At 42.7% G+C, this 24,228-nt stretch carries 24 protein-coding genes; 20 read left to right on the forward strand and 4 right to left on the reverse strand.

What is annotated here, in order from left to right; genetic code table 11:
- The first annotated feature begins 27 nt into the window (after positions 1-27).
- Positions 28-660 carry a 2OG-Fe dioxygenase family protein gene (locus tag AN394_RS04415; RefSeq protein ID WP_054563473.1) on the forward strand — a complete coding sequence of 211 codons (633 nt, stop codon included), beginning with the start codon at positions 28-30 and terminating at the stop codon, positions 658-660.
- Between the two features lie 9 nt (positions 661-669).
- Entirely contained in the window at positions 670-1,908 is a 1,239-nt protein-coding gene (locus AN394_RS04420; protein ID WP_054563474.1) for a cysteine desulfurase-like protein, read from the forward strand.
- Positions 1,909-1,959: 51 nt separating this feature from the next.
- Here the strand turns inward: AN394_RS04420 and AN394_RS04425 are convergent, their stop codons facing one another.
- On the reverse strand, positions 1,960-2,664 hold the full coding sequence (locus AN394_RS04425; protein ID WP_054563475.1) for a 2OG-Fe(II) oxygenase: 705 nt from the start codon (positions 2,662-2,664) through the stop codon (positions 1,960-1,962).
- A gap of 36 nt (positions 2,665-2,700) precedes the next feature.
- Between AN394_RS04425 and AN394_RS04430 the strand changes: the two genes are divergently transcribed.
- The 10 genes from AN394_RS04430 to AN394_RS04475 all read left to right on the forward strand — a co-directional run bounded on the left by AN394_RS04430 (position 2,701) and on the right by AN394_RS04475 (position 12,661).
- Complete coding sequence (locus tag AN394_RS04430; protein ID WP_054563476.1) at positions 2,701-3,096, forward strand: thioesterase family protein; 396 nt, start codon at positions 2,701-2,703, stop codon at positions 3,094-3,096.
- Between the two features lie 85 nt (positions 3,097-3,181).
- Positions 3,182-3,760, forward strand: coding sequence for an aminodeoxychorismate/anthranilate synthase component II (locus AN394_RS04435; protein WP_054552416.1), 579 nt, complete (start codon positions 3,182-3,184; stop codon positions 3,758-3,760).
- A gap of 48 nt (positions 3,761-3,808) precedes the next feature.
- Positions 3,809-4,969, forward strand: a complete 1,161-nt coding sequence (locus AN394_RS04440) for an HDOD domain-containing protein (protein ID WP_054563503.1) — start codon at positions 3,809-3,811, stop codon at positions 4,967-4,969.
- Between the two features lie 369 nt (positions 4,970-5,338).
- A complete protein-coding gene (locus tag AN394_RS04445) occupies positions 5,339-6,544 on the forward strand; it encodes an aspartate aminotransferase family protein (RefSeq protein ID WP_054563477.1) in 1,206 nt (401 codons plus the stop codon).
- A gap of 80 nt (positions 6,545-6,624) precedes the next feature.
- Entirely contained in the window at positions 6,625-7,641 is a 1,017-nt protein-coding gene (gene astA / locus AN394_RS04450) for an arginine N-succinyltransferase (RefSeq protein WP_054563478.1), read from the forward strand.
- Positions 7,642-7,659: 18 nt separating this feature from the next.
- Positions 7,660-9,129 carry a succinylglutamate-semialdehyde dehydrogenase gene (gene astD, locus AN394_RS04455; protein ID WP_054563479.1) on the forward strand — a complete coding sequence of 490 codons (1,470 nt, stop codon included), beginning with the start codon at positions 7,660-7,662 and terminating at the stop codon, positions 9,127-9,129.
- Positions 9,130-9,257: 128 nt separating this feature from the next.
- A complete protein-coding gene (locus AN394_RS04460; protein WP_054563480.1) occupies positions 9,258-9,605 on the forward strand; it encodes a DUF3802 family protein in 348 nt (115 codons plus the stop codon).
- Positions 9,606-9,750: 145 nt separating this feature from the next.
- A complete protein-coding gene (locus AN394_RS04465; protein ID WP_055020887.1) occupies positions 9,751-10,164 on the forward strand; it encodes an OsmC family protein in 414 nt (137 codons plus the stop codon).
- 88 nt (positions 10,165-10,252) lie between these two features.
- Positions 10,253-11,065, forward strand: coding sequence for an adenosylmethionine decarboxylase (gene speD, locus AN394_RS04470; protein WP_054563482.1), 813 nt, complete (start codon positions 10,253-10,255; stop codon positions 11,063-11,065).
- A gap of 117 nt (positions 11,066-11,182) precedes the next feature.
- Positions 11,183-12,661 (forward strand): bifunctional ADP-dependent NAD(P)H-hydrate dehydratase/NAD(P)H-hydrate epimerase, encoded by a 1,479-nt coding sequence (locus AN394_RS04475; protein WP_055020888.1) that lies wholly within the window; start codon positions 11,183-11,185, stop codon positions 12,659-12,661.
- Positions 12,662-12,785: 124 nt separating this feature from the next.
- Here AN394_RS04475 and groL read toward each other — a convergent pair whose 3' ends face one another.
- From groL to AN394_RS04490, 3 genes are all read right to left on the reverse strand, one after another.
- Positions 12,786-14,435, reverse strand: coding sequence for a chaperonin GroEL (gene groL / locus AN394_RS04480; RefSeq protein ID WP_054563484.1), 1,650 nt, complete (start codon positions 14,433-14,435; stop codon positions 12,786-12,788).
- A 51-nt stretch (positions 14,436-14,486) separates the two neighbouring features.
- Positions 14,487-14,774: a co-chaperone GroES gene (locus tag AN394_RS04485; RefSeq protein WP_036973362.1), complete on the reverse strand. Its 288-nt coding sequence runs from the start codon at positions 14,772-14,774 to the stop codon at positions 14,487-14,489.
- 143 nt (positions 14,775-14,917) lie between these two features.
- Positions 14,918-15,394, reverse strand: a complete 477-nt coding sequence (locus tag AN394_RS04490) for an FxsA family protein (RefSeq protein WP_054552425.1) — start codon at positions 15,392-15,394, stop codon at positions 14,918-14,920.
- Positions 15,395-15,556: 162 nt separating this feature from the next.
- Here AN394_RS04490 and cutA point away from each other — a divergent pair, with 162 nt between their 5' ends.
- The 8 genes from cutA (at position 15,557) to mutL (ending at position 24,221) form a co-directional block, all read left to right on the forward strand.
- Complete coding sequence (cutA, locus tag AN394_RS04495; protein ID WP_054552426.1) at positions 15,557-15,877, forward strand: divalent-cation tolerance protein CutA; 321 nt, start codon at positions 15,557-15,559, stop codon at positions 15,875-15,877.
- Positions 15,877-17,703 (forward strand): protein-disulfide reductase DsbD, encoded by a 1,827-nt coding sequence (locus tag AN394_RS04500; protein ID WP_055020889.1) that lies wholly within the window; start codon positions 15,877-15,879, stop codon positions 17,701-17,703. The genes cutA and AN394_RS04500 overlap by 1 nt, the downstream gene beginning before the upstream one ends.
- 348 nt (positions 17,704-18,051) lie before the next feature.
- Positions 18,052-18,504: a type II 3-dehydroquinate dehydratase gene (gene aroQ / locus AN394_RS04505; protein WP_054563486.1), complete on the forward strand. Its 453-nt coding sequence runs from the start codon at positions 18,052-18,054 to the stop codon at positions 18,502-18,504.
- A 30-nt stretch (positions 18,505-18,534) separates the two neighbouring features.
- Positions 18,535-18,999 (forward strand): acetyl-CoA carboxylase biotin carboxyl carrier protein, encoded by a 465-nt coding sequence (gene accB, locus AN394_RS04510; protein ID WP_054552429.1) that lies wholly within the window; start codon positions 18,535-18,537, stop codon positions 18,997-18,999.
- 23 nt (positions 19,000-19,022) lie between these two features.
- Positions 19,023-20,363: an acetyl-CoA carboxylase biotin carboxylase subunit gene (gene accC, locus AN394_RS04515; protein WP_054552430.1), complete on the forward strand. Its 1,341-nt coding sequence runs from the start codon at positions 19,023-19,025 to the stop codon at positions 20,361-20,363.
- Between the two features lie 142 nt (positions 20,364-20,505).
- Positions 20,506-20,979, forward strand: a complete 474-nt coding sequence (tsaE, locus tag AN394_RS04520) for a tRNA (adenosine(37)-N6)-threonylcarbamoyltransferase complex ATPase subunit type 1 TsaE (protein WP_055020890.1) — start codon at positions 20,506-20,508, stop codon at positions 20,977-20,979.
- Positions 20,980-21,045: 66 nt separating this feature from the next.
- Entirely contained in the window at positions 21,046-22,353 is a 1,308-nt protein-coding gene (locus tag AN394_RS04525) for an N-acetylmuramoyl-L-alanine amidase (RefSeq protein ID WP_235576240.1), read from the forward strand.
- Between the two features lie 23 nt (positions 22,354-22,376).
- On the forward strand, positions 22,377-24,221 hold the full coding sequence (mutL, locus tag AN394_RS04530) for a DNA mismatch repair endonuclease MutL (RefSeq protein WP_054563489.1): 1,845 nt from the start codon (positions 22,377-22,379) through the stop codon (positions 24,219-24,221).
- Positions 24,222-24,228: the final 7 nt, after the last annotated feature.

Below are 24,228 nucleotides of genomic sequence, written 5' to 3' on the forward strand. Positions count from 1 at the left end.
TTCTCAACGTATTAAGGCGAGATCGAAATGACTACATTAAACAACCAGAACCTTCTACAACTTCGTTTTGTAAGCCAAGCGCACATTGACGCAGTTAAGCCTTCTTTTGCTAACCTACCTGCTAACCCATACGCAGATGGTGAATTTCGTAAGCGTCGTTATTCAGTAATCAAAGTTGTTGATGGTGAATTAAAACTACAACCAACAAAAGCATTCGTGCAAGATGACTCAATCAATACCTTCCAAGGTAATGTTGAGCGTACCTATGAAAATCTAGAAGATAGCTTATTAGCGACTGATGGTATGAAGCAAATCGTGAATCAGTTCCGCGATATGACGGGTATCAGCGATGATCGCGATATTGAAATTCACCAATTCAGAATGCTTGCGATCGACAGTGACACACCCGCTGCGCCTGAAGGTGTTCACCAAGATGGTTTTGATCACGTATGTGTATGTGGTGTATCACACGAAAACCTAGAGGGTGGTGAGCTGCTTGTTTATGAACACCAGCAGGCTGAACCATGTTTCAAAATGGAAATTAAAGACGGCATGTTCGCACTGATTAATGACCGTGAAGTATGGCACAACGCTACACCAATGAATAAATTAGACGCAAGCAAAGAAGGTTACCTTGATTGCTTCGTACTAACTGCGTAAGGGTAAACCATGAACTTAACGCAATTACGTCGCCAGTTCCCTGCACTTATGCAACAAGTTGCTGGTCAGTCACCGATTTTCCTTGATGGTCCAGGTGGCTCGCAAGTACCACAGTCAGTTCTAAGCGCTATGAGTGCATATTTGGGTTACTTCAACTCAAACTTAGGCGGCGCATTTTTCTCAAGTGATAAAACGGTAGAGTTAATGGCAAATGCTCGCCAAGCTGCAGCCGATTTATTAAATGCGCCATCTAAAGAGCAAATCGTGTTTGGTGCAAACATGACAAGCTTAACGTTTAGCTTTAGCCGTGCCATCTCGCGTGATTGGACTGCTGATGATGAAATTATTGTCACCAATGCAGATCACTTCTCAAATGTATCATCTTGGCAGCAAGCTGCTGAAGATAAAGGCGCGACAGTAAAAACTACCCTTATCAACGAAGCTGATTGCAGCCTAGATATGGCACATTTTGAAAGCCTTTTATCTAGCAAAACAAAGCTTGTTGCAGTGACGTATGCATCAAACACCACAGGTTCAATTAATGACATTAAACGCATCGTTGAGCTTGCACATGCTGTTGGTGCGCTAGTGTATGTTGATGCCGTTCATTACGCACCTCATGAGCTTGTAGATGTACAAGCACTTGATTGTGACTTCTTAGCCTGCTCTGCATATAAGTTCTTTGGTCCTCACCTTGGTATTGTCTATGGCAAACGTGAGCATCTTGAAGGTTTCACACCATATAAAGTTGAACCTGCAAAAGATGTTGCGCCAGGTCGCTGGGAAACGGGTACACAAAGCTTTGAAGCGCTAGCTGGCTTAATTGCAGCTGTTGATTACATTGCTGCAATTAGTGAACTTGATGATAGTCATTCACGTCGAGAAAAACTCGCGGCTGCATTTGCTATGACTAAACAACACGAAATGGCATTAAGTAAGCATTTCTTAACGCGTTTAGCAGATTACCCACGTATCAAGTTATTTGGTATTGATGAACTAGAGCGTATAGCTTATCGCACACCGACTTTTGCTTTAACTTTTGAAGGCATCGAGCCACGTGTTGTGTCTGAATTTTTAGGTAAGCAACATATTTGTGTGTGGGATGGTAACTTCTACGCCCAAGGCTTATGTAAGCAGCTAGGTGTATTAGAAACCGGTGGTGTAGTACGCATTGGTTGTATGCATTACAACACAGTTGAAGAGCTTGATAAGGTTTTTGATTTATTTGATCAATTACTAGCAGATTAAAGCTGAGCTTTAATTAAGCTATAAGCAGCCCGAGTGGGCTGCTTATTACCGCTAGGATTGTGGTTGGCCATATATTTGTTCCGCGCGGTTGAATAAGACCCACGAGGTTAAAATATACTTATCATTTGAAATTGGCTTATTACCACGGTGCGTGTGGGTAAAATAGCCCGGTGCTACGACCATAGAACCCTGTTTAGGCGATATTTTTCGTTGTTGATAGTAAAACTCTGTTTCACCACCTTCTTCTACATCATTTAAATAGAACATAAATAACAGCACACGATGCAGAGCTTCGTTGTGGCCAGCTTGCGGGTATACCTCGCTATGCCAATAAGGGTAGCCACCTTTATTGATATCGTATTTCTGTGCTTGAATTGGACCCATGCGGAAAATTTGCTGCACGAGTAATGGCAATTGTGGTTTGCCGACTTCTTCAAAGTTATCTTGTGTTAGGTCAACAGGTTTGCCGGTTTGCGGATGGTAAACCTTTAAACCAAAGGCACCAATCATCATAAAAATATGCTCTTCAAGGTATTTGAAGACGTAACCCGCAGTCGTTTGTTGAATATGCTTTAGTTGCTCAGCGTATTCGGGGTGGTTATTAAGGTATAAATCGCGGCTGTCTTTTTTCGCTAAATCTACTCCGCCTGAGGTAATGCCTTGTTTTAAATGCGGGCTTTGTTCAAATACCGTGATAAAGTTGTCGCAAAATTCTTTGCTGAGGGCGTTTTCGTATACGCGAATAAAGTCCGTCATGAGCTACCTTTAGTTTATATTTTTTATAGGGTTACTATGTTTACTGAAACTATCACACCACGCTTTAGCGAAACAGATGTGCTAGGGCACATCAACAATACCGTACTCCCTGTATGGTTTGAAGCCGCCCGAGCGCCTATTTTCAGGTTTTTTACGCCCGATTTAAACCCTTATGAGTGGAAACTGATCATTGCTAAGGTTGAAGTAAGCTTTGTGGGTGAGTTGTTTTATGGTCACGATGTCACAGTGAAAACCAGTGTTGAGCACATCGGCTCTAGTTCATTTGTACTGCGTCAAGAGGCTTGGCAGCAAGATAACTGCTGTGCCGTTGGTAAAACCGTACTAGTACGTTACGACTTCGCAAATAAATGTTCGCAAAAACTTAATGAGCAAGAAAGGGCTGACCTTACAGCGCATTTAATCGCTGAGTAATACCCCATTTTTTGCCGACATTTATGAACGCTTGGGGTAAAATGCGCCTTCATTATTTTGACTGAGTAATTTTGGGTTACACGCAATGCTGTTAATGATCGACAATTATGATTCGTTTACATACAACCTAGTGCAATATTTTCAGCGCTTAGATCAAGATGTATTAGTTAAACGAAACGATGAGATCAGCATTGCTGAGATTAAACAACTTAACCCAGAGCACATCGTACTATCGCCTGGGCCATGTTCACCAAACGAAGCGGGTATTTCTTTGCAAGTGGTTGAACAACTAAAAGGTCAGTTGCCAATTCTTGGTATTTGCTTAGGTCACCAAACTATTGCTCAGGCTCTAGGTGCTGATGTTATTCGTGCAAAGCAAGTGATGCATGGTAAAACCTCGTTAGTTAAGCATACCAATCAAGGTGTGTTTAACGGTTTGGCAAATCCACTAACGGTATGCCGGTACCATTCTTTAGTGGTGGATAAACAAAGCCTGCCTAGTGACTTCACTATTACTGCATGGACAGAACAAAATTCTGATTTTGATGAAATTATGGGGATCATGCATAATGATTTAGCACTTGAAGGAGTGCAATTTCACCCCGAAGCAATTTTGACCCAACAAGGGCTTGAATTACTTGCTAACTTTTTAACTCGCTTCTAACCTTAGGCTAGTGAATTAACAAATATGACCGACAATACGCCTGTGCAAATGACCGAAGAAAACCGACAACAAAGGACTGCGATGGTGCTTAATGAGCGCGCGCATGATCTTTTGCTTGGTCACAGTTTTGCACAGCGTCAAATTGGCTATATTCACACCCTCGAAATTGATTATGGCGAATCAATGGAACAGCGAACTCTATTAGAAGTAGAAGTTGCTGCTGAGAAAAAACGTCAAAAGAGCAGTACAGCTCACCATAAATACCGTGCACAGGCGAGCAAGCAATTACACCAAGTGATTGAGGCTGCCATGCACAAGCAGCTTGAAGACATTGATTCAGTAATTCATGAAACTATAGGGATTCAAGATAGCGTACCTGCTATTTTAGATATTTTAGCTGTGCGCTCGGCCTCAGTAGGTCGACTAGAGCCGTTAGTTAAAGATTTGAGTTGGTTAGGTCGTGAGCTTGTTGCGTTTGTGAATTTACCTTTCTATCGAAAACAACGTAATAAACACACTTCAGTTCAAGTCGATAACCCACTGTTAGCGCTACGCTACATTGGTTTAGATAATTTAAAGTTTGTCGTGCCAACCTTTGCGGTACGTCATTGGATGCCACACAGTACAGAGCCATTTCCACTACTAAAGCGTCGACTTCGTGATAACTCAATGGCGTGTGCCATTGCTGCTCAAGAACTTGCTAAATTAAATGGTGTAAATGAGGTGCACGCGTTTACCTTAGGTATGCTACTCGACGTGGGTAAGATAGCGCTAGTCCGTATATACCTTCGTATTTTTGAGTTAGTTTGGCAGCGCCAAGTAACTAAAGCCCGTGATGAGCAAAAGAAAGATCTACACACAGCTTTATTAGAGCTAAAACCGGATCCTTTATTTTTAAGCACCTTGCTAAATAAGCAGTCGATGAAGGTAACAGCCACCGTAATTGAGAAAATGGCTTTTAGGTATTTGCCATTTAATGCGGTAATGCAGCAGTTAACTACACCTTTAGCTAAAAACGATGAGTATTTGCCGCTTACCAAGGTGATTTTAAAAGCACGTTGTTACGCTCAGTATTTAAGTTTAAATGAGCATCAACTAGTCGAAAATGACGAAACCGAACGTTGGTTTGCACACTTCGATTTCACTAAAGAAGAGCTTGATCAGCTAGTAAAATGCAATTTTGATCGCTTTCATATTCAAATTAATTAAAAAAATTGTTAATTTTTTTGCGACTATTCATTCATTGTTTATCAATCCGCAGTGACAAATTTTTTCTCTTTAGCCTCTGCTTGGCTCACTAGCCGTAAGCCTTTTTATAGTATTTAGAGTAAAAAATAGCCTTCAAATAGTTATTCACTATCCATGAAAAAATATCTCAAGCCCTTTATTTTCAAGGGCTACATGAAAGTTTTCTAAGAGACAGGACGAAAATTTTCTGGAATAATGGATGAATGAAAATTGAACCAAAGAGTAATTTTGGTGATTTTGCGCTAAGCTCAATCGGCTAAGTAAAATGGCTTAGTTTAGCTTTAGAGCGCCACCTTACTCTGAGTGTGCTTACAATTATGAGGATATAAAATGACAGTCAATCGCGAATTATTTGATCAAGTAATGGTTCCTAACTATGCACCATCAAGTGTTATTCCAGTTCGAGGCGAAGGCTCTCGCGTATGGGACCAAGAAGGTCGCGAATTTATCGATTTTGCTGGTGGTATTGCTGTTAACTGTCTTGGCCATTGTCACCCAGCTCTTGTAAGTGCATTAAAAGAGCAAGGCGAAAAAATTTGGCACTTATCAAATGTAATGACTAATGAGCCAGCGCTTCGCTTAGCTAAAAAGCTAACTGACGCAACGTTCGCTGAAAAAGTATATTTTGCTAACTCTGGTGCAGAAGCTAACGAAGCGGCACTTAAACTTGCACGCCGTTTTGCACTTGATAACTTTGGTGAGCAAAAGTCACAAATTATCTCATTCAACAAAGGTTTCCACGGCCGTACCTTCTTCACAGTAACAGTAGGCGGTCAAGCTGCATACTCTGATGGTTTTGGTCCTAAACCTGGTGATATCGTTCACTGTGACTACAACGATTTAGCTGCATTTGAAGCGCTTATCTCAGACAGCACATGTGCAGTAATGATGGAGCCTCTGCAAGGTGAAGGCGGTATCATTTCTCCAACTGCTGAGTTTGTTGAAGGTGTTCGTGAGTTATGTACTAAGCATAATGCACTACTAATCTTTGATGAAGTACAAACAGGTGTTGGCCGTACGGGTGAGCTTTATGCTTATCAAGGTTTAAATGTAACTCCTGATATCTTAACGACTGCAAAAGCGTTAGGTGGTGGTTTCCCTATCGGTGCAATGATCACCACAACTGATATTGCTAAGCACTTAAAAGTAGGTACTCATGGTTCTACTTACGGTGGTAACCCTCTTGCGTGTGCAGTAGCAGAAGCTGCATTCGACACAGTAAATACTCCTGACGTACTTAACGGTGTTAAAGAAAAGTCAGCGTTATTCCGCGAGTTATTAACTGCGATTAACGAAAAGTACAATGTATTCACTGAAATCCGTGGCGAAGGTCTATTAATTGGTGCTGTAGTAACAGAGCAATTCAAAGGTCGTGCAAAAGAGTTTTTAGTGGCTGGTACAGCAGAAGGCGTTATGTCTTTAGTTGCTGGCGCTGATGTTGTTCGTTTCACTCCGTCACTTGTAATTCCAGAAGCTGATATCCGCGAAGGTATGGCTCGTTTCGAAAAAGCAGTTGCAAAAGTCGTTAACGGCTAAACGAAACTGTCATTTCAGGGCAAGTTAAGCTTGCCCACATTTCTTAATTTACCGTTATTTATAAGGGAGCAAGCGGACTTATGATGATCCTTCGCCCAATCCAGCAAAGCGATTACCAAGCGTTAGTAAAGATTGCTGTTGAGTCAGGCCATGGCTTTACGTCTTTGCCTAATAATGAAGAGTTATTACAAAAGAAAATTGATCATTCTGTCAGCTCATTTGCAAAAGCAGCACAGCAGCCAGGTGATGAAGGTTACTTGTTTGTTCTTGAAGATAGCGAAACGGGTGAAGTTGTAGGGACTTCGGGTATTGAAGCCGCTGTTGGTTTAGATGATGCTTTTTATCATTATCATTTAAGCAAAGTAATTCATTCTTCTCGTACGCTAGACGTGTATAAAGCCGTTGATATTTTAACTCTGTGTAATGATTACACCGGTGCAACTGAGCTATGTACATTATTCTTAAAAGATGGCTACCGTAAAAATAATAACGGTAAATTGCTTTCAAAAGCGCGTTTTATGTTTATTAATCAACATAGAGAACGTTTTGCTGACACCGTCATTGCTGAAATGCGTGGTGTGTCTGACGAAAGCGGCGAAAGCCCATTCTGGCAATGGCTAGAAGAGCACTTTTTCTCAATGGACTTTCCAACGGCAGATTACTTAACGGGTATTGGCCAGAAAGTATTTATTGCTGAGTTAATGCCTAAATACCCAATTTACGTCAACTTACTGAGCAAAGATGCACAAGCTGTGATTGGTCAAGTACATGACAACACACGCCCTGCGATTGAACTATTAAAGAGCGAAGGTTTCACCTTTAATGGTTATGTAGACATTTTTGATGCAGGTCCAACTGTTGAAGCAAAAGTAGATAACATTGCTACAGTCAGAAATGCCCACACAGTTAAAGTTGAAATTGGTGAAAGCCAAGGCGACACCACGGTATTGTTAGCAAATGATAAAATTGCTGATTTTAGAGCAACCGTGACTCAAGTTAGCCTATCATGCGATGCCGATAGCATCGTAATCTCAAGTGAACTAGCAAAAGCACTTCACTTAGAAGCGGGTGATTCAGTATCACTTGCAGAACTATAGAATTCAGGAGACATATTAATGACTCATGCAGCGCAATTTATTAATGGTCAATGGCAAGCAGGCCTTGGTCATACTTTTCAATCTGTAAACCCAGCAAATAACGATGTAATCTGGCAAGCAAACACTGCCACTGCTGAACAAGTAGACGGCGCAGTCGCTGCTGCACGTGAAGCGTTTTACAGCTGGGCTGATAAAACATTTGCAGAGCGTTTAGCGATTGTAAAAACATTCGCAGAAACGCTTAAAGAGCACAGCGAAGAATTAGCGATTGCTATCGCACAAGAAACAGGTAAACCACTTTGGGAAACACGCACTGAAGCAGGTGCGATGGTGGGTAAAATTGCTATCTCTGAAAAAGCATTTTTAGAGCGTACAGGCGATGTTGAAAACCCAATGCCACAAGGTCGTGCGATGATCCGCCACAAGCCTCATGGTGTTGTAGCGGTGTTTGGCCCTTATAACTTCCCTGGTCACTTACCAAATGGTCACATTGTACCTGCATTATTAGCAGGTAATACCGTGGTATTTAAACCGTCTGAGCTAACGCCAGCAGTTGCTGAGTTAACGTTAAAGTTATGGCAAAAGGCGGGTCTCCCTGCAGGTGTAATCAACCTTGTGCAAGGTGAAGTAGAAACGGGTAAAGCGCTTGCATCTCATAAAGGGATCGACGGTTTATTCTTTACTGGCTCTTCGCGCACTGGTCATATTTTACATGAACAGTTTGCTGGTCAGCCGGGTAAAATCTTAGCCTTAGAAATGGGTGGTAATAACCCGCTTATCGTTACTGATGTTGCTGATACTAAAGCGGCTATTCACGATATTATTCAATCAGCGTTTATCTCTACAGGTCAACGTTGTACGTGTGCGCGCAAGTTATTCTTACCTGTAGGCGAGCAAGGCGATGCCATCTTAGCGGGTCTTATTAAAGCAACTAAAGCTATTAAAGTCGGTGACTACGACGCAGAAGAGCAACCTTTCATTGGGTCAATGATTTCTTCAGTAGCAGCAGCTGGTATGGTCACAGCACAACAGCAACTTGTTGAGCTTGGCGCTGAAGTGTTAGTTGAGCTAACGCACAAAGAAAATACCGGCTTTGTAACACCGGGTATTTTAGAGTGTACAAATGTCGCTAACTTCCCAGACGAAGAGCACTTTGGACCACTTCTTAAAGTATTCCGCTTCACTGATTTTGATGCCGCTATTGATAAAGCGAATGACACAAGCTTTGGTTTATCAGCTGGTTTATTAAGCGACAGCGCAGCAGATTACGACCATTTCTTACGTCGTATTCGCGCAGGTATCGTAAACTGGAACCGTCCTATCACAGGTGCATCAAGTGCAGCACCATTTGGTGGTATTGGTGCATCAGGTAACCACAGAGCAAGCGCATATTATGCTGCTGACTATTGTGCATACCCAGTCGCTTCGGTTGAGCTTGAAAAAGTAGCAATGCCAGCGACATTAAGCCCAGGCTTAAAAATCGATTAATAATCGTAAATCATTATAAAAAGCAGCTTCGGCTGCTTTTTTTGTATGAGATGCTTGGCAAAGGTAGCAATTAAAAGCGCTTTCTGCTTAAATCTAAAGAGATAGTTTTTTATTAGGTGTGCAGTCGTATGGTTTTAGATAGGCAAGGGTACGATGATCTTGTCATGTATCTCACTCAAAATTTAGCGCTTTTTGAGAAGCCGGGTCAAATTAAACCAGGAGCTCCAACAGTGTTAGAGCTTATTGAAGACGTGATAGCAGAAAATGTCATGTTACTTTGCGAGCAACACACAGAGCTTAATACTGAACAACGCAGCCAAATTGTTCGCGAAGTCGACGGTATCGTATATGACTTACAAGAAGTGCTAAGCAGCGTTACAAATCACACAGTAACCGTTGAACAACACGCGTTTATTGATGAGTTTGCTGGATTAGTAAAAAACTTATTCGATAGTGCTGTTGTCGAAAGTGCCTAACTTATAAAGCACAACACAATTTCTAGTCTTTAAGCGAGCAGCTCAAAGTTAGCAACTCGCTTTCCTTTAAAGCTCACCTCTTATCCCTTGCATCTGTGTGTGACTTGCTTACAATCAAGCAAAATAACTTTAAGAGATAAAGCACATGCAAGCGAATGTAAAATGGGTAGAAGGCGATACGTTTATTGGCCTTTCAAATTCAGGTCACAATGTAGTTTTTGATGCAGGTAGCGATAGCGCTGCGCCAAGCCCAATGGAAATGGTTTTAATGTCAGCGGGCTGTTGTTCATCTGTTGATGTTGTTAGTATTTTAAAAAAAGCAAAACAGTCATTTTCTGATGTGCAAGTTAAGCTATCTGCAGAGCGTGCTGAGTCAGCACCTCGCGTGTTTACCAAGATTAATCTACACTTTGTGGTTACCGGTGATAATGTATCTGAAAAGCACCTTGCAAGAGCGGTACAATTATCTGCTGAAAAGTATTGTTCTGTAGCCTTAATGCTTGATAAGACAGTAGAAATTACGCATAGTCATGAAGTTGTGCAAGAACAGGTAAAATAACGCTTTTTCCGAGCAGGAAATTCGTATAAAATCCGCGAACTTTTATTTCTGCTGGTGCAGGTTTCACTCGTTTTAAGGTTGGTTTAGCATGAATAAACCCTTCGATAAAATTAAGCTTCATGGCTTTAATAACTTAACTAAGAGCTTAAGTTTTAGTATTTACGATATTTGTTACGCAAAGACGGAACAACAGCGTAAAGAATATATTGAATATATCGACGAACAGTACAGTGCTGATCGCCTTACCGATATTTTAGGTGAAGTTGTGGATATTATTGGCGCAAACATTCTAAATGTTTCTCGCCAAGATTATGACCCGCAAGGCGCCAGCGTAACAATCTTGATCTCTGAAGAGCCAATTGAGCAACAAACAACGTATGACGTTGATGAAGCGCCGGGTCCTCTTCCTGAAACAGTGGTAGCGCACTTAGACAAGAGCCACATCTGTGTTCACACATACCCAGAAGCACACCCTGATGATGGTATTTGTACGTTCCGTGCTGATATCGAAGTATCAACGTGTGGCATTATTTCGCCATTAAAAGCGTTAAACTTCTTAATTCACAGCCTTGAGTCTGATGTTGTAACAATTGACTACCGCGTACGTGGTTTTACTCGTGACGTAGATGGTGTAAAACACTATATCGATCACGCGATTAACTCAATTCAGAACTATATGACTGAAGATACCAAAGAAGCGTACCAAATGATGGACGTGAACGTGTATCAAGAGAACTTGTTCCACACTAAGATGATGTTAAAAGAAACTGACTTGAATACTTACCTATTCGGTGTTTCTACAGCAGATCTTTCGGAAGAAGAAGAAGAAGCCATCTACTCTAAGCTGACCCGCGAGATGCAAGAAATCTTCTACGGTCGCAACTTACCAGACACTGAGTAAGTCACTATAGCTTTAAAGAGACGGCGCGTAATGTAAGTTACGCGCCGTTTTTTATGCCTCATTGACTGCACTCATCTGTACTTATATGCTGATTAAAAGGCCAATTTAAGGATAGATATGTCAGTTGTTCTCTCGCAGTCAGTATTTTTAGCAGAGCAAGTTCGTGACCATGAAGGACCCGCAGCTAAGCGCTCTGGCGTAACCTTGTATGAGCTTATGGAGCGAGCAGGGCTGGCGACTTATCAGCAAGCTATCAGCTATTTTCCTAAAGCAGGTACATTCGTAGTGTTAGCGGGCGTTGGTAACAATGCCGGTGATGGTTATGTTGTTGCTCGCTTAGCTAAACAAGCGGGCAAACAGGTTACGGTTATTGCAGCAATATCTGATAAACCGCTCAAAGGCGATGCGCTCAGTGCTCAGCAAGCTTGGCTTGACGCCGGAGGGGAAATAACCGCTGATACCAGTGCTATTGAGCGAGCAGATCTCATTATTGATGGCCTGCTTGGTACTGGCATCCAAAGCAAAGTGCGCGAGCCTTTTTCACAGCTGATTAAAACTGCCAACGAGAGCCAAGTGCCGATAGTTGCTATTGACCTACCCTCAGGCATACATGCCGACACAGGTGTGGTACAAGGAGTTGCAATAAAAGCCGCGCTTACTGTGACTTTTGTGGGGATTAAACAAGGCTTAGTGACAGGGCAAGGTAGAGCGCATGCAGGGACATTAGAGTTTAATGATTTAGGTATTGAAGATGCCTTTTTAAAACAGACATCACCCACGGCTGAGCTTATCAATTATCAGAGCCAAGCTAGGCTTCCTGAGCGCGATAACAATAGCCATAAAACCAGCCATGGTAAATTGCTGTGTGTTGGTGGTAATGCCGGCACTGCCGGCGCTATTCGTTTAACTGCAGAGGCAGCGCTTCGCACCGGTGCGGGTATGGTCAAAGTGTATACCCATAGTAGCTCTATTCTACCAGTAAGTATTGGCCGGCCAGAATTAATGGTGACAGATACAAATCTGATTAGCGCTCTTGAGTGGGCAACCTGTATTGCTATGGGCCCAGGGCTTGGGCAAGACACTTGGTCGGAAACAACCTTTGAAGCAGTAATGCAGTATTGCTTTACTAATAATAAGCCTCTGGTTATTGATGCTGATGCACTTAATTTAATGGCTCAGCATGCTTCGTCATTTCCATTAGCTAATACCGTTATCACACCACACCCAGGTGAGGCAGCAGGGTTACTTAATTGTCGCGCTAGCGATATTGAAGAAAATCGCTTTCATGCAGTAAAGCAGCTTGCACGTAGCTATACTACTACTTGTGTACTCAAAGGTGCTGGAAGCTTAATTGCTGATAATAACCAAACATGGGTGTGTACAGATGGAAATCCTGCACTTGCGGTTGGCGGCAGTGGCGATGTATTAACAGGTATCATAGCGGCATTGATCGCACAGGGGCTTACTCCTCAGCAAGCAGCTTGCTTAGGCGTAACCTTACATGCAAAAGCTGGTGATATTGCCGCAGAGCGTGAGGGCGAAAGAGGTATGTTACCGAGTGATTTGTTTGCGATAGTGAGGGAGTTGATTAACTGAGCCGTCAGCCGTCAGCCGTCAGCCGTCAGCCGTCAGTTTCTGATAGCTGACAGCTTAAAACTGATAGCTAAAAGAAAACCCAGCCGGAGCTGGGTTTTTTAAGCAAAGTGCTTGGGAGGGATAATTACATCATGCCGCCCATACCACCCATGCCGCCCATGCCGCCCATATCTGGAGCAGCTGGTACATCTTCTTTCGGGATTTCAGCAACCATAGCTTCAGTTGTGATCATAAGACCTGCGATTGAAGCTGCGTACTGTAGTGCCGAACGCGTTACTTTAGTTGGGTCTAAGATACCCATTTCGATCATGTCGTTGTACTCGCCTGATGCTGCGTTGTAACCGTAGTTACCTTCACCGCCTTTTACTGAGTTAACAACAACAGATGCTTCGTCACCTGCGTTAGTTACGATTTGACGAAGTGGTGCTTCCATCGCACGTAGTGCAACTTTGATACCGTGGCTTTGGTCTTCGTTGTCGCCAGCAAGTTCAACAAGTTTGCTTGCTACGCGAACTAGTGCAACACCACCACCTGGTACAACACCTTCTTCAACCGCTGCGCGAGTTGCGTGTAGTGCATCTTCAACGCGGTCTTTTTTCTCTTTCATTTCGATTTCAGTTGCTGCGCCAACTTTGATTACTGCAACACCGCCAGCTAGTTTAGCCATACGCTCTTGTAGTTTCTCTTTATCGTAGTCAGACGTCGCTTCTTCGATTTGTGCTTTGATTTGTGCAACACGACCATTGATGCCGTCTTCTTCGCCTGCACCGTCGATGATTGTTGTATCATCTTTAGTGATCACAACGCGCTTCGCTGTACCTAGGTCTTCGATTGTCGCTTTCTCTAGCTCTAAACCGATTTCTTCAGAAATAACAGTACCACCTGTTAATACTGCGATGTCTTGTAGCATTGCTTTACGACGGTCGCCGAAACCAGGTGCTTTAACCGCAGATACTTTAACGATGCCGCGCATGTTGTTCACAACAAGAGTTGCAAGTGCTTCACCTTCAAGGTCTTCAGCAATGATAAGTAGTGGCTTGCTAGCTTTTGCAACAGCTTCTAATGTAGGTAGTAGCTCACGGATGTTAGATACTTTTTTATCTACAAGTAGAATGAATGGGTTGTCTAGCTCTACAGCGCCTTTTTCAGCGTTGTTGATGAAATATGGAGAAAGGTAACCGCGGTCAAACTGCATACCTTCAACGACGTCTAGTTCGTTTTCTAACGACTGACCTTCTTCAACAGTGATAACGCCTGAATCACGGCCTACTTTTTCCATTGCTTCAGCAATGATGTCACCGATTTCTTTATCAGAGTTAGCAGAAATAGTACCTACTTGTGCAATTGCTTTAGTGTCTGCACATGGAACAGAAAGTGCTTTAAGCTCTTCAACTGCTGCAGTAACTGCTTTGTCGATACCGCGCTTAAGGTCCATTGGGTTCATACCCGCTGCAACTGCTTTTAAGCCTTCGTTTACGATAGCTTGTGCTAATACTGTTGCAGTTGTTGTACCGTCACCTGCAGCGTCATTCGCTTTCGACGCTACTTCTTTAACCATTTGTGCGCCCATGTTTTCGAACTTGTCTTCAAGCTCGATTTCTTTTGCTACAGATACACCATCTTTAGTGATCACTGGAGCGCCGAATGATTTGTCTAATACAACGTTACGGCCTTTAGGACCTAAAGTTACTTTTACTGCGTTTGCTAAAATGTTTACGCCAGTTAGCATTTTGCCACGTGCGTCACCTGCAAAAAGTACTTCTTTTGCTGCCATGATTAAATTCCTCTTAAATTCTGTAAACGGGTTGCTAAACGAAAAGTAGGATTAGCCTACAATGCCTAGAATGTTATCTTCACGCATGATCAGGTACTCTTGACCTTCGATCTTTTCAGCTTTTTCAACATAAGAGCCGAACAGCACAGTGTCACCGGCTTTAACTTCTAATGCTCTTACTTCACCGTTGTCTAAAACACGGCCATTACCAACAGCGATAACTTCTCCGCGAGTTGATTTTTCAGCTGCAGAGCCAGTTAATACAATACCGCCAGCAGACTTAGTTTCTTCTTCTAGACGCTTAACGATGACGCGATCATGTAAAGGACGAATGTTCATTTATTTAGTTCTCCTAACAGTTTCTGAACAGTACAGAAAAAATCTTGTGTTATTGCAGGGGAGTGCTAAGCCACCCGTTGCGTTTCATTGCATTCATTAATGGGGGTGGCTTAAAAAAATCCAAGTACAAAAATTAAAAAATTTTAATCTTTTCGCTCAAATTCACCATCGATAGTTGTCGGTTGATGGTTTGGCTCTTCATGAGTGGTTGTTTTACTATGATATTGGAAGTGTGCAGAGCCTTGATTTGCCTGCGAACTCATACGCACAGTTGCTTGACTAGCAAGACCTGCAGCCAGTTTGTTGCGGATTGCTGGCGTGAGTAGTAAAAAGCCAAAAAAGTCAGTCATGATGCCTGGTGTCATTAATAAAACACCGGCGATAATGACACATAATCCAGTAAATAATTCTTTTGCAGGCATTTGCCCTTGTGCCATTTGTAATTGCACGTTTTGAATCGCGCCCATACCTTGCTGCTTCACTAATTTCGCACCGACAATCGCGGTCACAATTACAAGCGCTATGGTGGCAAAGCCGCCGATCACTTCACTCACTTGGATGAGTAACGCGATCTCCACAATCGGCACTAAAATAAATAACAAAAACAAAAATCTAAACATAACGCTCTCTAAAAAATGTCATTCTCTTTCGAGTCAGTGAAATATAAATTGGGGTGAGCAGGTCATTTTTCAAGACGGAACCTAGGATCACCTTGCTCGCTACACATTATAGTTACTATCGGCTACTATGGTGCGACTCACGTAATCAAATAAAGGTTCCTTATGACTACGCATTTTCGACTTATTTTTACGACTTGTGCAAATGAGGCTGAAGCCCGCCAGTTGGCACAACATCTAGTTAAAGAAAAGCTAGCTGCTTGTGTGAATATTTTGCCTACTATTGAATCTATTTACATGTGGGAAGGCGAGGTTACTCAAGCTATTGAGAGTAAGTTACTGATCAAAACTAAGTCAGAAAAAATGAATGAGGTGATCCAAACTATCAAGAAATTGCATAGTTATGAGGTGCCTGAAATTCAGGTCGTTGATGTGGCTACAGGCAATTTAGCCTATTTTAATTGGATGGATGAGGTACTTAATTAATGCGATCGTTCCTTTTATTACTTTGTGCATTGTGGCTTATGCCAGCAAGCGCGAGTAATAACAATTTACTTGGAAATCTACTACAACCTGCGGAGCAAACATTTCTCCCAGTTGATCAGGCTTTTGTTTTCGATTTTGACCAGCAAGGCAAAACGTTATTTATTGGCTGGGATATTGCGCCTGATTATTACCTTTATAAAAAGAAAGTCGAAATTATTGCCAAAGGCGCAGATATTGAAATTCCTGATCTTGGCAAGGGCGTGATTATTGAGGATGAATTTTTTGGTAAGACCGAGGTATTCTTTGATTCGTTAAGTGTGGTTTCTAAGCTCAGTAACGTCACAGAAGGTGCGGTTGTTAAAGTGCGTTTTCAAGGCTGTGCCGAGGCGGGGTTATGTTATCCGCCAGAAGTTAGAACCATTCCTTTATCTGTGATTGCAGGTGAGCAAGTATCACAGGCTGCAGATGCGGGGAACGCATTAGCGGCATTAACACAAGCAGCCGATACTAATGAAGCGTCATCAGCCCCTTCTCAAGAAGTTTCAAAACCAGCTGGTGAGCAGTCGTATACCGATAAGCTGGCATCGCAAGGTTTACTAACTAACCTAGTAATCTTCTTTTTAGTTGGTGTTGGTCTTGCCTTTACGCCATGCGTATTCCCAATGTTTCCGATTTTGTCGAGCCTTATAGCGGGTCAGCAGAATTTATCGACTAAAAAAGCGTTCTCGCTGTCGTTTGTATATGTACAAGGTATGGCCGTTACTTACGCAGCACTGGGCTTAGTGGTTGCATCATTAGGTGGGCAAGTACAAGGGTATTTACAGCATCCTACTGTACTAATTAGCTTTAGTATCTTATTTGTATTACTGGCAATGTCGATGTTTGGCTGGTACGAAATCAAATTACCTAGCGGCATGATGAATAAACTCACACAGGTTAGTAACCAGCAAAAAGGCGGCAACTATGTTGGCGTATTTATGATGGGTGTACTGTCTGGTTTGATTGCCTCACCGTGTACAACAGCACCATTGTCTGCTGCTTTACTTTATGTGGCGCAAAGTGGTGACTATCTTGTCGGTGGTTTAACACTTTATGTGCTCAGTTTAGGCATGGGCTTACCGTTATTATTACTGGGGACTTCTGGCGGTAAATTACTACCAAAAGCCGGTGGTTGGATGGAGCAAGTGAAAACCCTATTTGGTTTCATTATGCTAGTTGTACCACTTATTCTGCTTGAGCGTATTGTTGATATTGAAATCATTTGGTTAATGGCGGGTTTATTAGCTCTTGCTACAGCACTTTATTTACACCATTGGCAAAGTGGTCAATCACAAGGCAAGCTAAAAACAGCATTGTGGTTTGCAGCAACCTTATTGGTTGTGACTGGGGCGAGTTTAACGAAAAATTATTTTTGGCCTAGTAAAGCCGTGGTTGCTGAAGCTGCTGTAAAAACACATGGTTTTAGACAAGTTGCTAATCTAAGTGAATTAAAAGAAGAAATTGCACAGGCAAGTAGCGAGGGGCGCTTAGTAATGGTCGACTTATATGCCGACTGGTGCGTTGCCTGTAAAGAGTTTGAGCATTACACGTTTCCTGACGCTAAAGTGCAAGAGCAATTTGCTCACTTTGAATTAATTCAAATCGATTTAACTGAAAGCGATGCAAAAACCATAGAGCTAATGGAAGAATACACGGTATTTGGGTTGCCGAGCATTTTGTTCTTCGATAGCCAAGGTAATGAGCTTTTAGAGCAACGCGTAACAGGCTTTTTAAATGCCAAAGACTTTGCAGAACATTTAGCAAAAGTTCGAAATAGCGCTAAATAAACGCAAACGTGCAAGAAAATAGCAAAACGCCACTCATCTGAGTGGCGTTTTTGTATCTGCATCGTAAAAAATACTTATTTTAAGTGAAAAATAGCAAATTCACTCAGTGAAGCTCAATTAATCAACAGGAAAACGCTTAGAATGACCCTGTTGTGTGCCTTGCTATGCTTGACTTTGCCACGAATAGGGAGTGATTAGACCAGTATTTTGCTGCTATTTACGTCGAAATATCTATAATAGGTGGTTAACGTGAGAAATAGTTGCTATTTTACATCAGCACGCTTAGGTTAAGCGTGGGTTTATGATGAACATGGTTAAACTGCTTACTTATAGGATATATCGCGTATTATGGCTGCAAAATTCAAACTTTTAGTTCTAAATGGGCCAAATTTAAACATGCTTGGCAAGCGTGAACCAGAAAAGTACGGCACTCAATCTCTTGATGAGATTATAGCTGAACTTAGTCAGGTTGCTGCCGGTCTCAATGTTGATTTAACGCATTTCCAAAGTAACAGTGAAGCTGCATTAATAGAACGCATTCACGATGCATGGCAAGCGGTTGATGCAATTATTATCAACCCTGCTGCATTTACGCATACAAGCGTAGCCTTACGGGATGCATTACTTAGTGTAAACATTCCCTTTTACGAGGTGCATTTAAGTAATGTGCATGCTCGAGAAGCATTCCGTCATCATTCGTATTTTTCGGATGTGGCACAAGGCGTCATTATTGGATTAGGAGCAATGGGTTATAAGGTGGCACTTGAAGCTGCTGTTAGCCGGTTGCAAAACACACATTAATTTTTAAATAACTAACAGGCGGGTCGTTCAATGGATATTCGCAAGATCAAAAAACTTATCGAATTAGTAGAAGAATCTGGTATTGCTGAATTAGAAATCACTGAAGGTGAAGAGTCAGTACGCATCAATCGTAACAATATGTCAGCAGCTCCTGCAATGCAGTATGCACCACAACAGTTTGCAGCACCTGCGCCAGCAGCGGCACCAGCTCCAGTAGCAGAGGCTCCAGCAGCAGAAGCGGCTGCTCCAGCTGCACCGACTGGTCACCAAGTTAAATCTCCTATGGTTGGTTCATTCTACTCAGCGGCTTCTCCAGAAGCAGCGCCATACGTAGAAGTAGGTTCTAAAGTAAATGTTGGCGATACGTTATGTATCGTTGAAGCAATGAAGATGATGAACCAAATCGAATCTGATAAAGCAGGCACAGTAAAAGCTATCTTAGTTGAAAATGGCGAGCCAGTAGAATTCGATCAACCTTTATTCATCATTGAATAATAGCGCAACAAAAGGCCAACTCTATGTTAGATAAAGTAGTCATTGCAAACCGAGGTGAAATTGCACTTCGCGTACTGCGCGCCTGCAAAGAGCTTGGGATCAAAACTGTTGCTGTGCATTCAACGGCAGACCGTGATCTTAAGCACGTGTTACTGGCAGACGAAACAATTTGTATTGGTAAACCAGCAGCCACTGAAAGTTACTTAGATATTCCGCGCATTATTGCAGCGGCAGAAGTAACAGACGCAGTTGCTATCCACCCAGGTTATGGTTTCCTTTCTGAAAATGCAGACTTTGCTGATCAAGTTGAGCAAAGCGGCTTTGTATTTATCGGTCCTAAAGGCGACACAATTCGTTTAATGGGTGACAAAGTTTCTGCAATCGAAGCGATGCGTAAAGCCGGTGTACCTTGTGTACCAGGTTCTGATGGCCCATTAACGGCAGACAGTGAGCGCAACATTCAAATCGCTAAGCGTATTGGTTACCCTGTAATCATTAAAGCAGCAGGCGGCGGCGGTGGTCGTGGTATGCGTGTTGTTCGCAGCGAAAAAGAACTGATTGATTCAATCGCTCTTACTCAGCAAGAAGCAAAGCAGTTCTTCGGTAATGGTATGGTTTACATGGAAAAATTCCTTGAAAACCCACGTCACATCGAAGTTCAAGTACTTGCTGATGGCCAAGGCAATGCAGTTCACTTAGGTGAGCGTGATTGTTCAATGCAACGTCGTCACCAAAAAGTTGTTGAAGAAGCGCCAGCGCCAGGTATCACAGCTGAAATGCGTAAGTTCATCGGTGACCGTTGTACTCGTGCATGTATCGAAATCGGTTATCGCGGTGCAGGTACGTTCGAATTCTTATACGAAAACGGCGAGTTCTATTTCATCGAAATGAATACCCGTATTCAGGTTGAGCACCCTGTAACAGAAATGGTTACTGGCGTTGACTTAATCAAAGAACAGCTAAAAATTGCAGCGGGTCAACCATTATCATTCACACAAGAAGATGTGGTTATTCGTGGTCATGCAATTGAGTGCCGTATTAATGCGGAAGACCCAGACACCTTTATTCCATCACCAGGTAAAATCACGCGATTCCACCCTGCTGGTGGTTTAGGTATTCGTTGGGACAGCCACATCTACGCAGATTACACAGTACCACCTCATTACGATTCAATGATTGGTAAGCTGATCTGTTACGGTGAAAACCGTGATGTAGCTATTGCTCGTTCACGCAATGCGTTAAACGAATTAGTGATCGATGGCATCAAGACCAACACACCACTGCACAAGAAAATCTTGGCAGATGAAAACTTCCAAAACGGTGGTACAAACATCCACTACCTTGAGAAGAAACTAGGTCTGTAAACAAAATTCTGTTTAAGCTAAAAAGCCGGCAACTTTGCCGGCTTTTTTTTGTCAAACTAGGCATAAGAGCGGCTCTCGCCTTACAAAATTATTCTGGTATGATTAACAAAGTAATGTGTTTTTAGTTTTTCATGAGGTAATAATGACCGACAGTGTTGGTTTTCCACTCGCTGATGAAGCAGCAACGGTTAATATGGGTAAGCAACTTGCAACCTTGATGGAGCAAGGGGCAGTCATCTATTTACATGGTGATTTAGGTGCCGGTAAAACGACATTAACCCGTGGTATCGTGCAAGGTTTCGGTCATCAAGGTAAGGTTAAGAGTCCAACTTATACACTGGTTGAGCCTTACCAATTAGCTAAAGCTGATGTCTATCACTTTGATTTATATCGCTTAGGTGACCCTGAAGAACTTGAATATATGGGAATTCGTGACTATTTTTCACCACAGGCTATTTGTGTTGTGGAATGGCCAGAAAAAGGCGGCGAATTTATTCCAACACCGGATCTTGATATCACCCTACGCTATGAAGGCGAGGCGCGTGCCATTGCAATTAACAGCTTAACCGAACGTGGTCAGGCAATTGTTCAGCAACTTAAGAGCGCGCAAGAATAAACATATAAAAATAAAGGTGTATTAGTAAAAATGGGTCGTTGTACGTTTAAACTATTAACTACTTTGATGTTATTGGTTGTGAGCCAGATTGCGCTTGCACAAAATACTATTAATAGCGTACGTGTGTGGCCTTCACCTGACAGCACTCGTGTGGTCTTTGATTTAAACGATAAACCTGATTTCAGCTATTTCATGCTGAAAAATCCAGCTCGTTTAGTGATTGACTTAAAAAATACCGACAAACTAGATAGCTTGCCTGCTATTCCTAAAAAGCATCAGATTGTTTCAAAGCTGCGTTACTCAAAACCTAAAGACAGCAAAAGTGTGCGCTTTGTTTTCGAGCTAGCCCGTGCTAGTAAACCCGTTGTGTTTGCTTTACTACCTACCGACCCATACAAGCATCGTTTAGTAGTTGACCTTGTTGATAAAACACCGAAGGCAGAGCCTGTTGCTTCGACCAATACCAGTGTGAAAAAACGCGAACTCAATCAAGAGCGCGATATTGTTATTGCCATTGACGCAGGTCATGGTGGTGAAGACCCTGGTTCAATCGGTCCATCAGGGACTTATGAAAAAGACATTACGCTACAAATAGCGAAGCGTTTAGAGCGAATGATAGATGCTGAAAAAGGCATGATTTCGCGTATGGTGCGCCGCAGTGACTACTTTGTAAATCTAAACACCCGTACTAGCATTGCCCGTAAGAAAAAAGCTGACTTCTTTGTGTCGATTCATGCGGATGCCTTTACTAGCCCGCAGCCAAACGGTGCCTCAGTGTGGGTGCTATCACTACGCCGTGCAAATTCAGAAATTGGTAAATGGATTGAGGATAAAGAGAAACACTCAGAGCTTTTAGGTGGTGCAGCTGGGGTATTAAAAGATACCGCAAGCGAAAAATATTTAGCGCAAGCACTGCTAGATATGTCGATGGATCACTCGATGAAAACAGGCTTTAGTGTCGCAGAAGAAGTGGTTAGCGAATTACGAAAAGTGGCTAAAATGCATAAGAAACGCCCACAAGCGGCGAGCCTTGCAGTATTAAAGTCACCTGATATTCCGTCTATTTTGGTTGAAACAGGGTTTATCTCGAATCCACGCGAAGAGCGAATGCTAAAAACGGCGCAGCATCAGGAGCGCTTAGCAAAAGCAATTTTCACCTCGATTAAAAATTACTATATGCAAAACCCGCCAGATGACTCGCTATTCGCTAAGTTAAAGTCGCAGTTTCCGACTAAACACAAAGTTCGCCCTGGTGAGTCGTTAAGTATTTTAGCAAGCAGATATAACACCTCTGTGAGTAAGCTAAAAACGGCCAACAACTTAAAATCAAATACCTTATTTATTGGTCAAGAGCTTGATATTCCTCAAAGCTAGTCAATTTTCGTGTTAGGAACACTATGAGTATAGAAATACTACCCGCGCGATTGGCTAACCAAATTGCTGCGGGTGAAGTGGTTGAACGCCCTGCATCCGTTGTTAAAGAGTTGGTAGAAAACAGTTTAGATGCTGGCGCAACGCGCATTCAAATAGATATTGAGCGTGGTGGTCATAAGCTTATTCGCATTCGCGATAATGGCTCTGGCATTAATAAAGATGAGCTAACATTAGCCTTGTCGCGCCATGCCACGAGTAAGCTTAAGTCACTCGATGACCTTGAGAACATCTGTTCATTGGGTTTTCGTGGTGAAGCGTTAGCATCAATTAGTTCCGTGTCGCGGTTAACCTTAAGCTCAAAACCAAAGCAGCAAGAGGCTGCATGGCAAGCGTTTGCTGAAGGTCGCGATATGGCGGTGCAGATTAAGCCAACCGCACACCCTGATGGCACCACCATTGAGGTGAAAGACTTATTCTTTAATACCCCTGCGCGCCGTAAATTTCTTCGCACCGAGAAAACCGAGTTTTCACATATTGATGAGCTCATAAAGCGTATTGCGCTGAGTCGTTTTGATGTCTCTATCACCCTGACTCATAATGGCAAAGTTGTGCGCCAATACCGTGCTAAACCAAACCCTGAGCAAGCAATAGCGCGTGTCGCTCAAGTTGCTGGCAAAGCATTTAGTGAGCAGGGGCTGCATATTCAATCAGGTGAAGCTGGTTTGATGCTGCGCGGTTGGGTATTACCCGTGGGCTCAACTAATAGCACGCAATATACCTATGTGAATAATCGCATGATGCGCGATAAACTTATTTTGCATGCAATCCGTCAAGCCTTTGAAGAAGTCGCAGGTTCAGAAGAGCTGCCCGGTTTTGTCATTTATATTGATATTGACCCACGTCAGGTCGATGTAAACGTGCACCCAGCAAAACATGAAGTGCGTTTTCATCAAGGCCGTTTAGTGCATGACTTTATCCTGCAGGCAATAAAACAAGTGGTGGTGCCGCTTCAGCACGAAGCTGGTTTTACAGAGCATAATGACACTGCTTTTCAGCATGCTCCGTTTGATGAGGCGCACTCAAGCAGCACACAGCCAAGTTTTACTCAATCAGCGCCAACAGAGCAGTATGATTACCCTAAATCTGAATTACAGCCGACACGTTCAGCGAGTTATTCTGGGGCAACTGGAGCAGGTCGCTCTGGCGGTGGTTTTAGTAGTGACAGCCAAGGTCGCAGTAAAACATCGCACCAAGATGTCAATGCATTTTATCAAGGGATCAGCGAGCAACATGCTGCGCATTTTGACCAAGTACGCCCTGAACCAAGTGTTACAGCACCGGTTGTAGAGCAAGCAAAACTTGCCAAGCTTATTCATGTACGAGATGGCGAGTGCGTATTTAGTGAAGACAACCAACTCTTTGCTGCGCACTTTAAGCATGCATTAGCACTCGACTGGCAAGCGCACGTAGAGCAAGCAGGTAGCCTTGATGGCAAAGCCTTGTTGTTACCTGTGCGAGTAAATGCAAGTGCTGATGATATTAGTGCTTTAAATGCTCAGCAGTCGTGGTTTACCTTACTTGGTTTTGATTTAGTCATTGAAAAACAGTTTGTGATGGTGAAAAAGCTTCCGCCTTGTGTCTATTTACTTGATGTAAGTGATGCTATTGAGCGACTTATTGCTGGCTGTAAAGCCTCACCAAGTTCACTCGATGAATGGTTAGCTTGGTTAGCTCAGCAAATCCCAGCACGCTATTACGCAAGCCAAGCCTTTTTGGAGCAAGTGGCTCGGTTAGAAAATAATCCACAAACTATGCAACGTTTACGTCAAAAAGCAGTTAAAATAGAACTATCTCAGTTTTTAAACTAAGCAAGGT

The organism is Pseudoalteromonas sp. P1-26, from assembly GCF_001401795.1.
Classification (GTDB): domain Bacteria; phylum Pseudomonadota; class Gammaproteobacteria; order Enterobacterales; family Alteromonadaceae; genus Pseudoalteromonas.

Bases quoted from the DNA above. Each gene is read 5' to 3' on its own strand.
- AN394_RS04415 (WP_054563473.1), top strand. From the start codon at position 28: ATGACTACATTAAACAACCAGAACCTTCTACAACTTCGTTTTGTAAGC.
- AN394_RS04420 (WP_054563474.1), top strand. From the start codon at position 670: ATGAACTTAACGCAATTACGTCGCCAGTTCCCTGCACTTATGCAACAA.
- AN394_RS04425 (WP_054563475.1), bottom strand. From the start codon at position 2,664: ATGACGGACTTTATTCGCGTATACGAAAACGCCCTCAGCAAAGAATTT.
- AN394_RS04430 (WP_054563476.1), top strand. From the start codon at position 2,701: ATGTTTACTGAAACTATCACACCACGCTTTAGCGAAACAGATGTGCTA.
- AN394_RS04435 (WP_054552416.1), top strand. From the start codon at position 3,182: ATGCTGTTAATGATCGACAATTATGATTCGTTTACATACAACCTAGTG.
- AN394_RS04440 (WP_054563503.1), top strand. From the start codon at position 3,809: ATGACCGAAGAAAACCGACAACAAAGGACTGCGATGGTGCTTAATGAG.
- AN394_RS04445 (WP_054563477.1), top strand. From the start codon at position 5,339: ATGACAGTCAATCGCGAATTATTTGATCAAGTAATGGTTCCTAACTAT.
- astA (WP_054563478.1), top strand. From the start codon at position 6,625: ATGATGATCCTTCGCCCAATCCAGCAAAGCGATTACCAAGCGTTAGTA.
- astD (WP_054563479.1), top strand. From the start codon at position 7,660: ATGACTCATGCAGCGCAATTTATTAATGGTCAATGGCAAGCAGGCCTT.
- AN394_RS04460 (WP_054563480.1), top strand. From the start codon at position 9,258: ATGGTTTTAGATAGGCAAGGGTACGATGATCTTGTCATGTATCTCACT.
- AN394_RS04465 (WP_055020887.1), top strand. From the start codon at position 9,751: ATGCAAGCGAATGTAAAATGGGTAGAAGGCGATACGTTTATTGGCCTT.
- speD (WP_054563482.1), top strand. From the start codon at position 10,253: ATGAATAAACCCTTCGATAAAATTAAGCTTCATGGCTTTAATAACTTA.
- AN394_RS04475 (WP_055020888.1), top strand. From the start codon at position 11,183: ATGTCAGTTGTTCTCTCGCAGTCAGTATTTTTAGCAGAGCAAGTTCGT.
- groL (WP_054563484.1), bottom strand. From the start codon at position 14,435: ATGGCAGCAAAAGAAGTACTTTTTGCAGGTGACGCACGTGGCAAAATG.
- AN394_RS04485 (WP_036973362.1), bottom strand. From the start codon at position 14,774: ATGAACATTCGTCCTTTACATGATCGCGTCATCGTTAAGCGTCTAGAA.
- AN394_RS04490 (WP_054552425.1), bottom strand. From the start codon at position 15,394: ATGTTTAGATTTTTGTTTTTGTTATTTATTTTAGTGCCGATTGTGGAG.
- cutA (WP_054552426.1), top strand. From the start codon at position 15,557: ATGACTACGCATTTTCGACTTATTTTTACGACTTGTGCAAATGAGGCT.
- AN394_RS04500 (WP_055020889.1), top strand. From the start codon at position 15,877: ATGCGATCGTTCCTTTTATTACTTTGTGCATTGTGGCTTATGCCAGCA.
- aroQ (WP_054563486.1), top strand. From the start codon at position 18,052: ATGGCTGCAAAATTCAAACTTTTAGTTCTAAATGGGCCAAATTTAAAC.
- accB (WP_054552429.1), top strand. From the start codon at position 18,535: ATGGATATTCGCAAGATCAAAAAACTTATCGAATTAGTAGAAGAATCT.
- accC (WP_054552430.1), top strand. From the start codon at position 19,023: ATGTTAGATAAAGTAGTCATTGCAAACCGAGGTGAAATTGCACTTCGC.
- tsaE (WP_055020890.1), top strand. From the start codon at position 20,506: ATGACCGACAGTGTTGGTTTTCCACTCGCTGATGAAGCAGCAACGGTT.
- AN394_RS04525 (WP_235576240.1), top strand. From the start codon at position 21,046: ATGTTATTGGTTGTGAGCCAGATTGCGCTTGCACAAAATACTATTAAT.
- mutL (WP_054563489.1), top strand. From the start codon at position 22,377: ATGAGTATAGAAATACTACCCGCGCGATTGGCTAACCAAATTGCTGCG.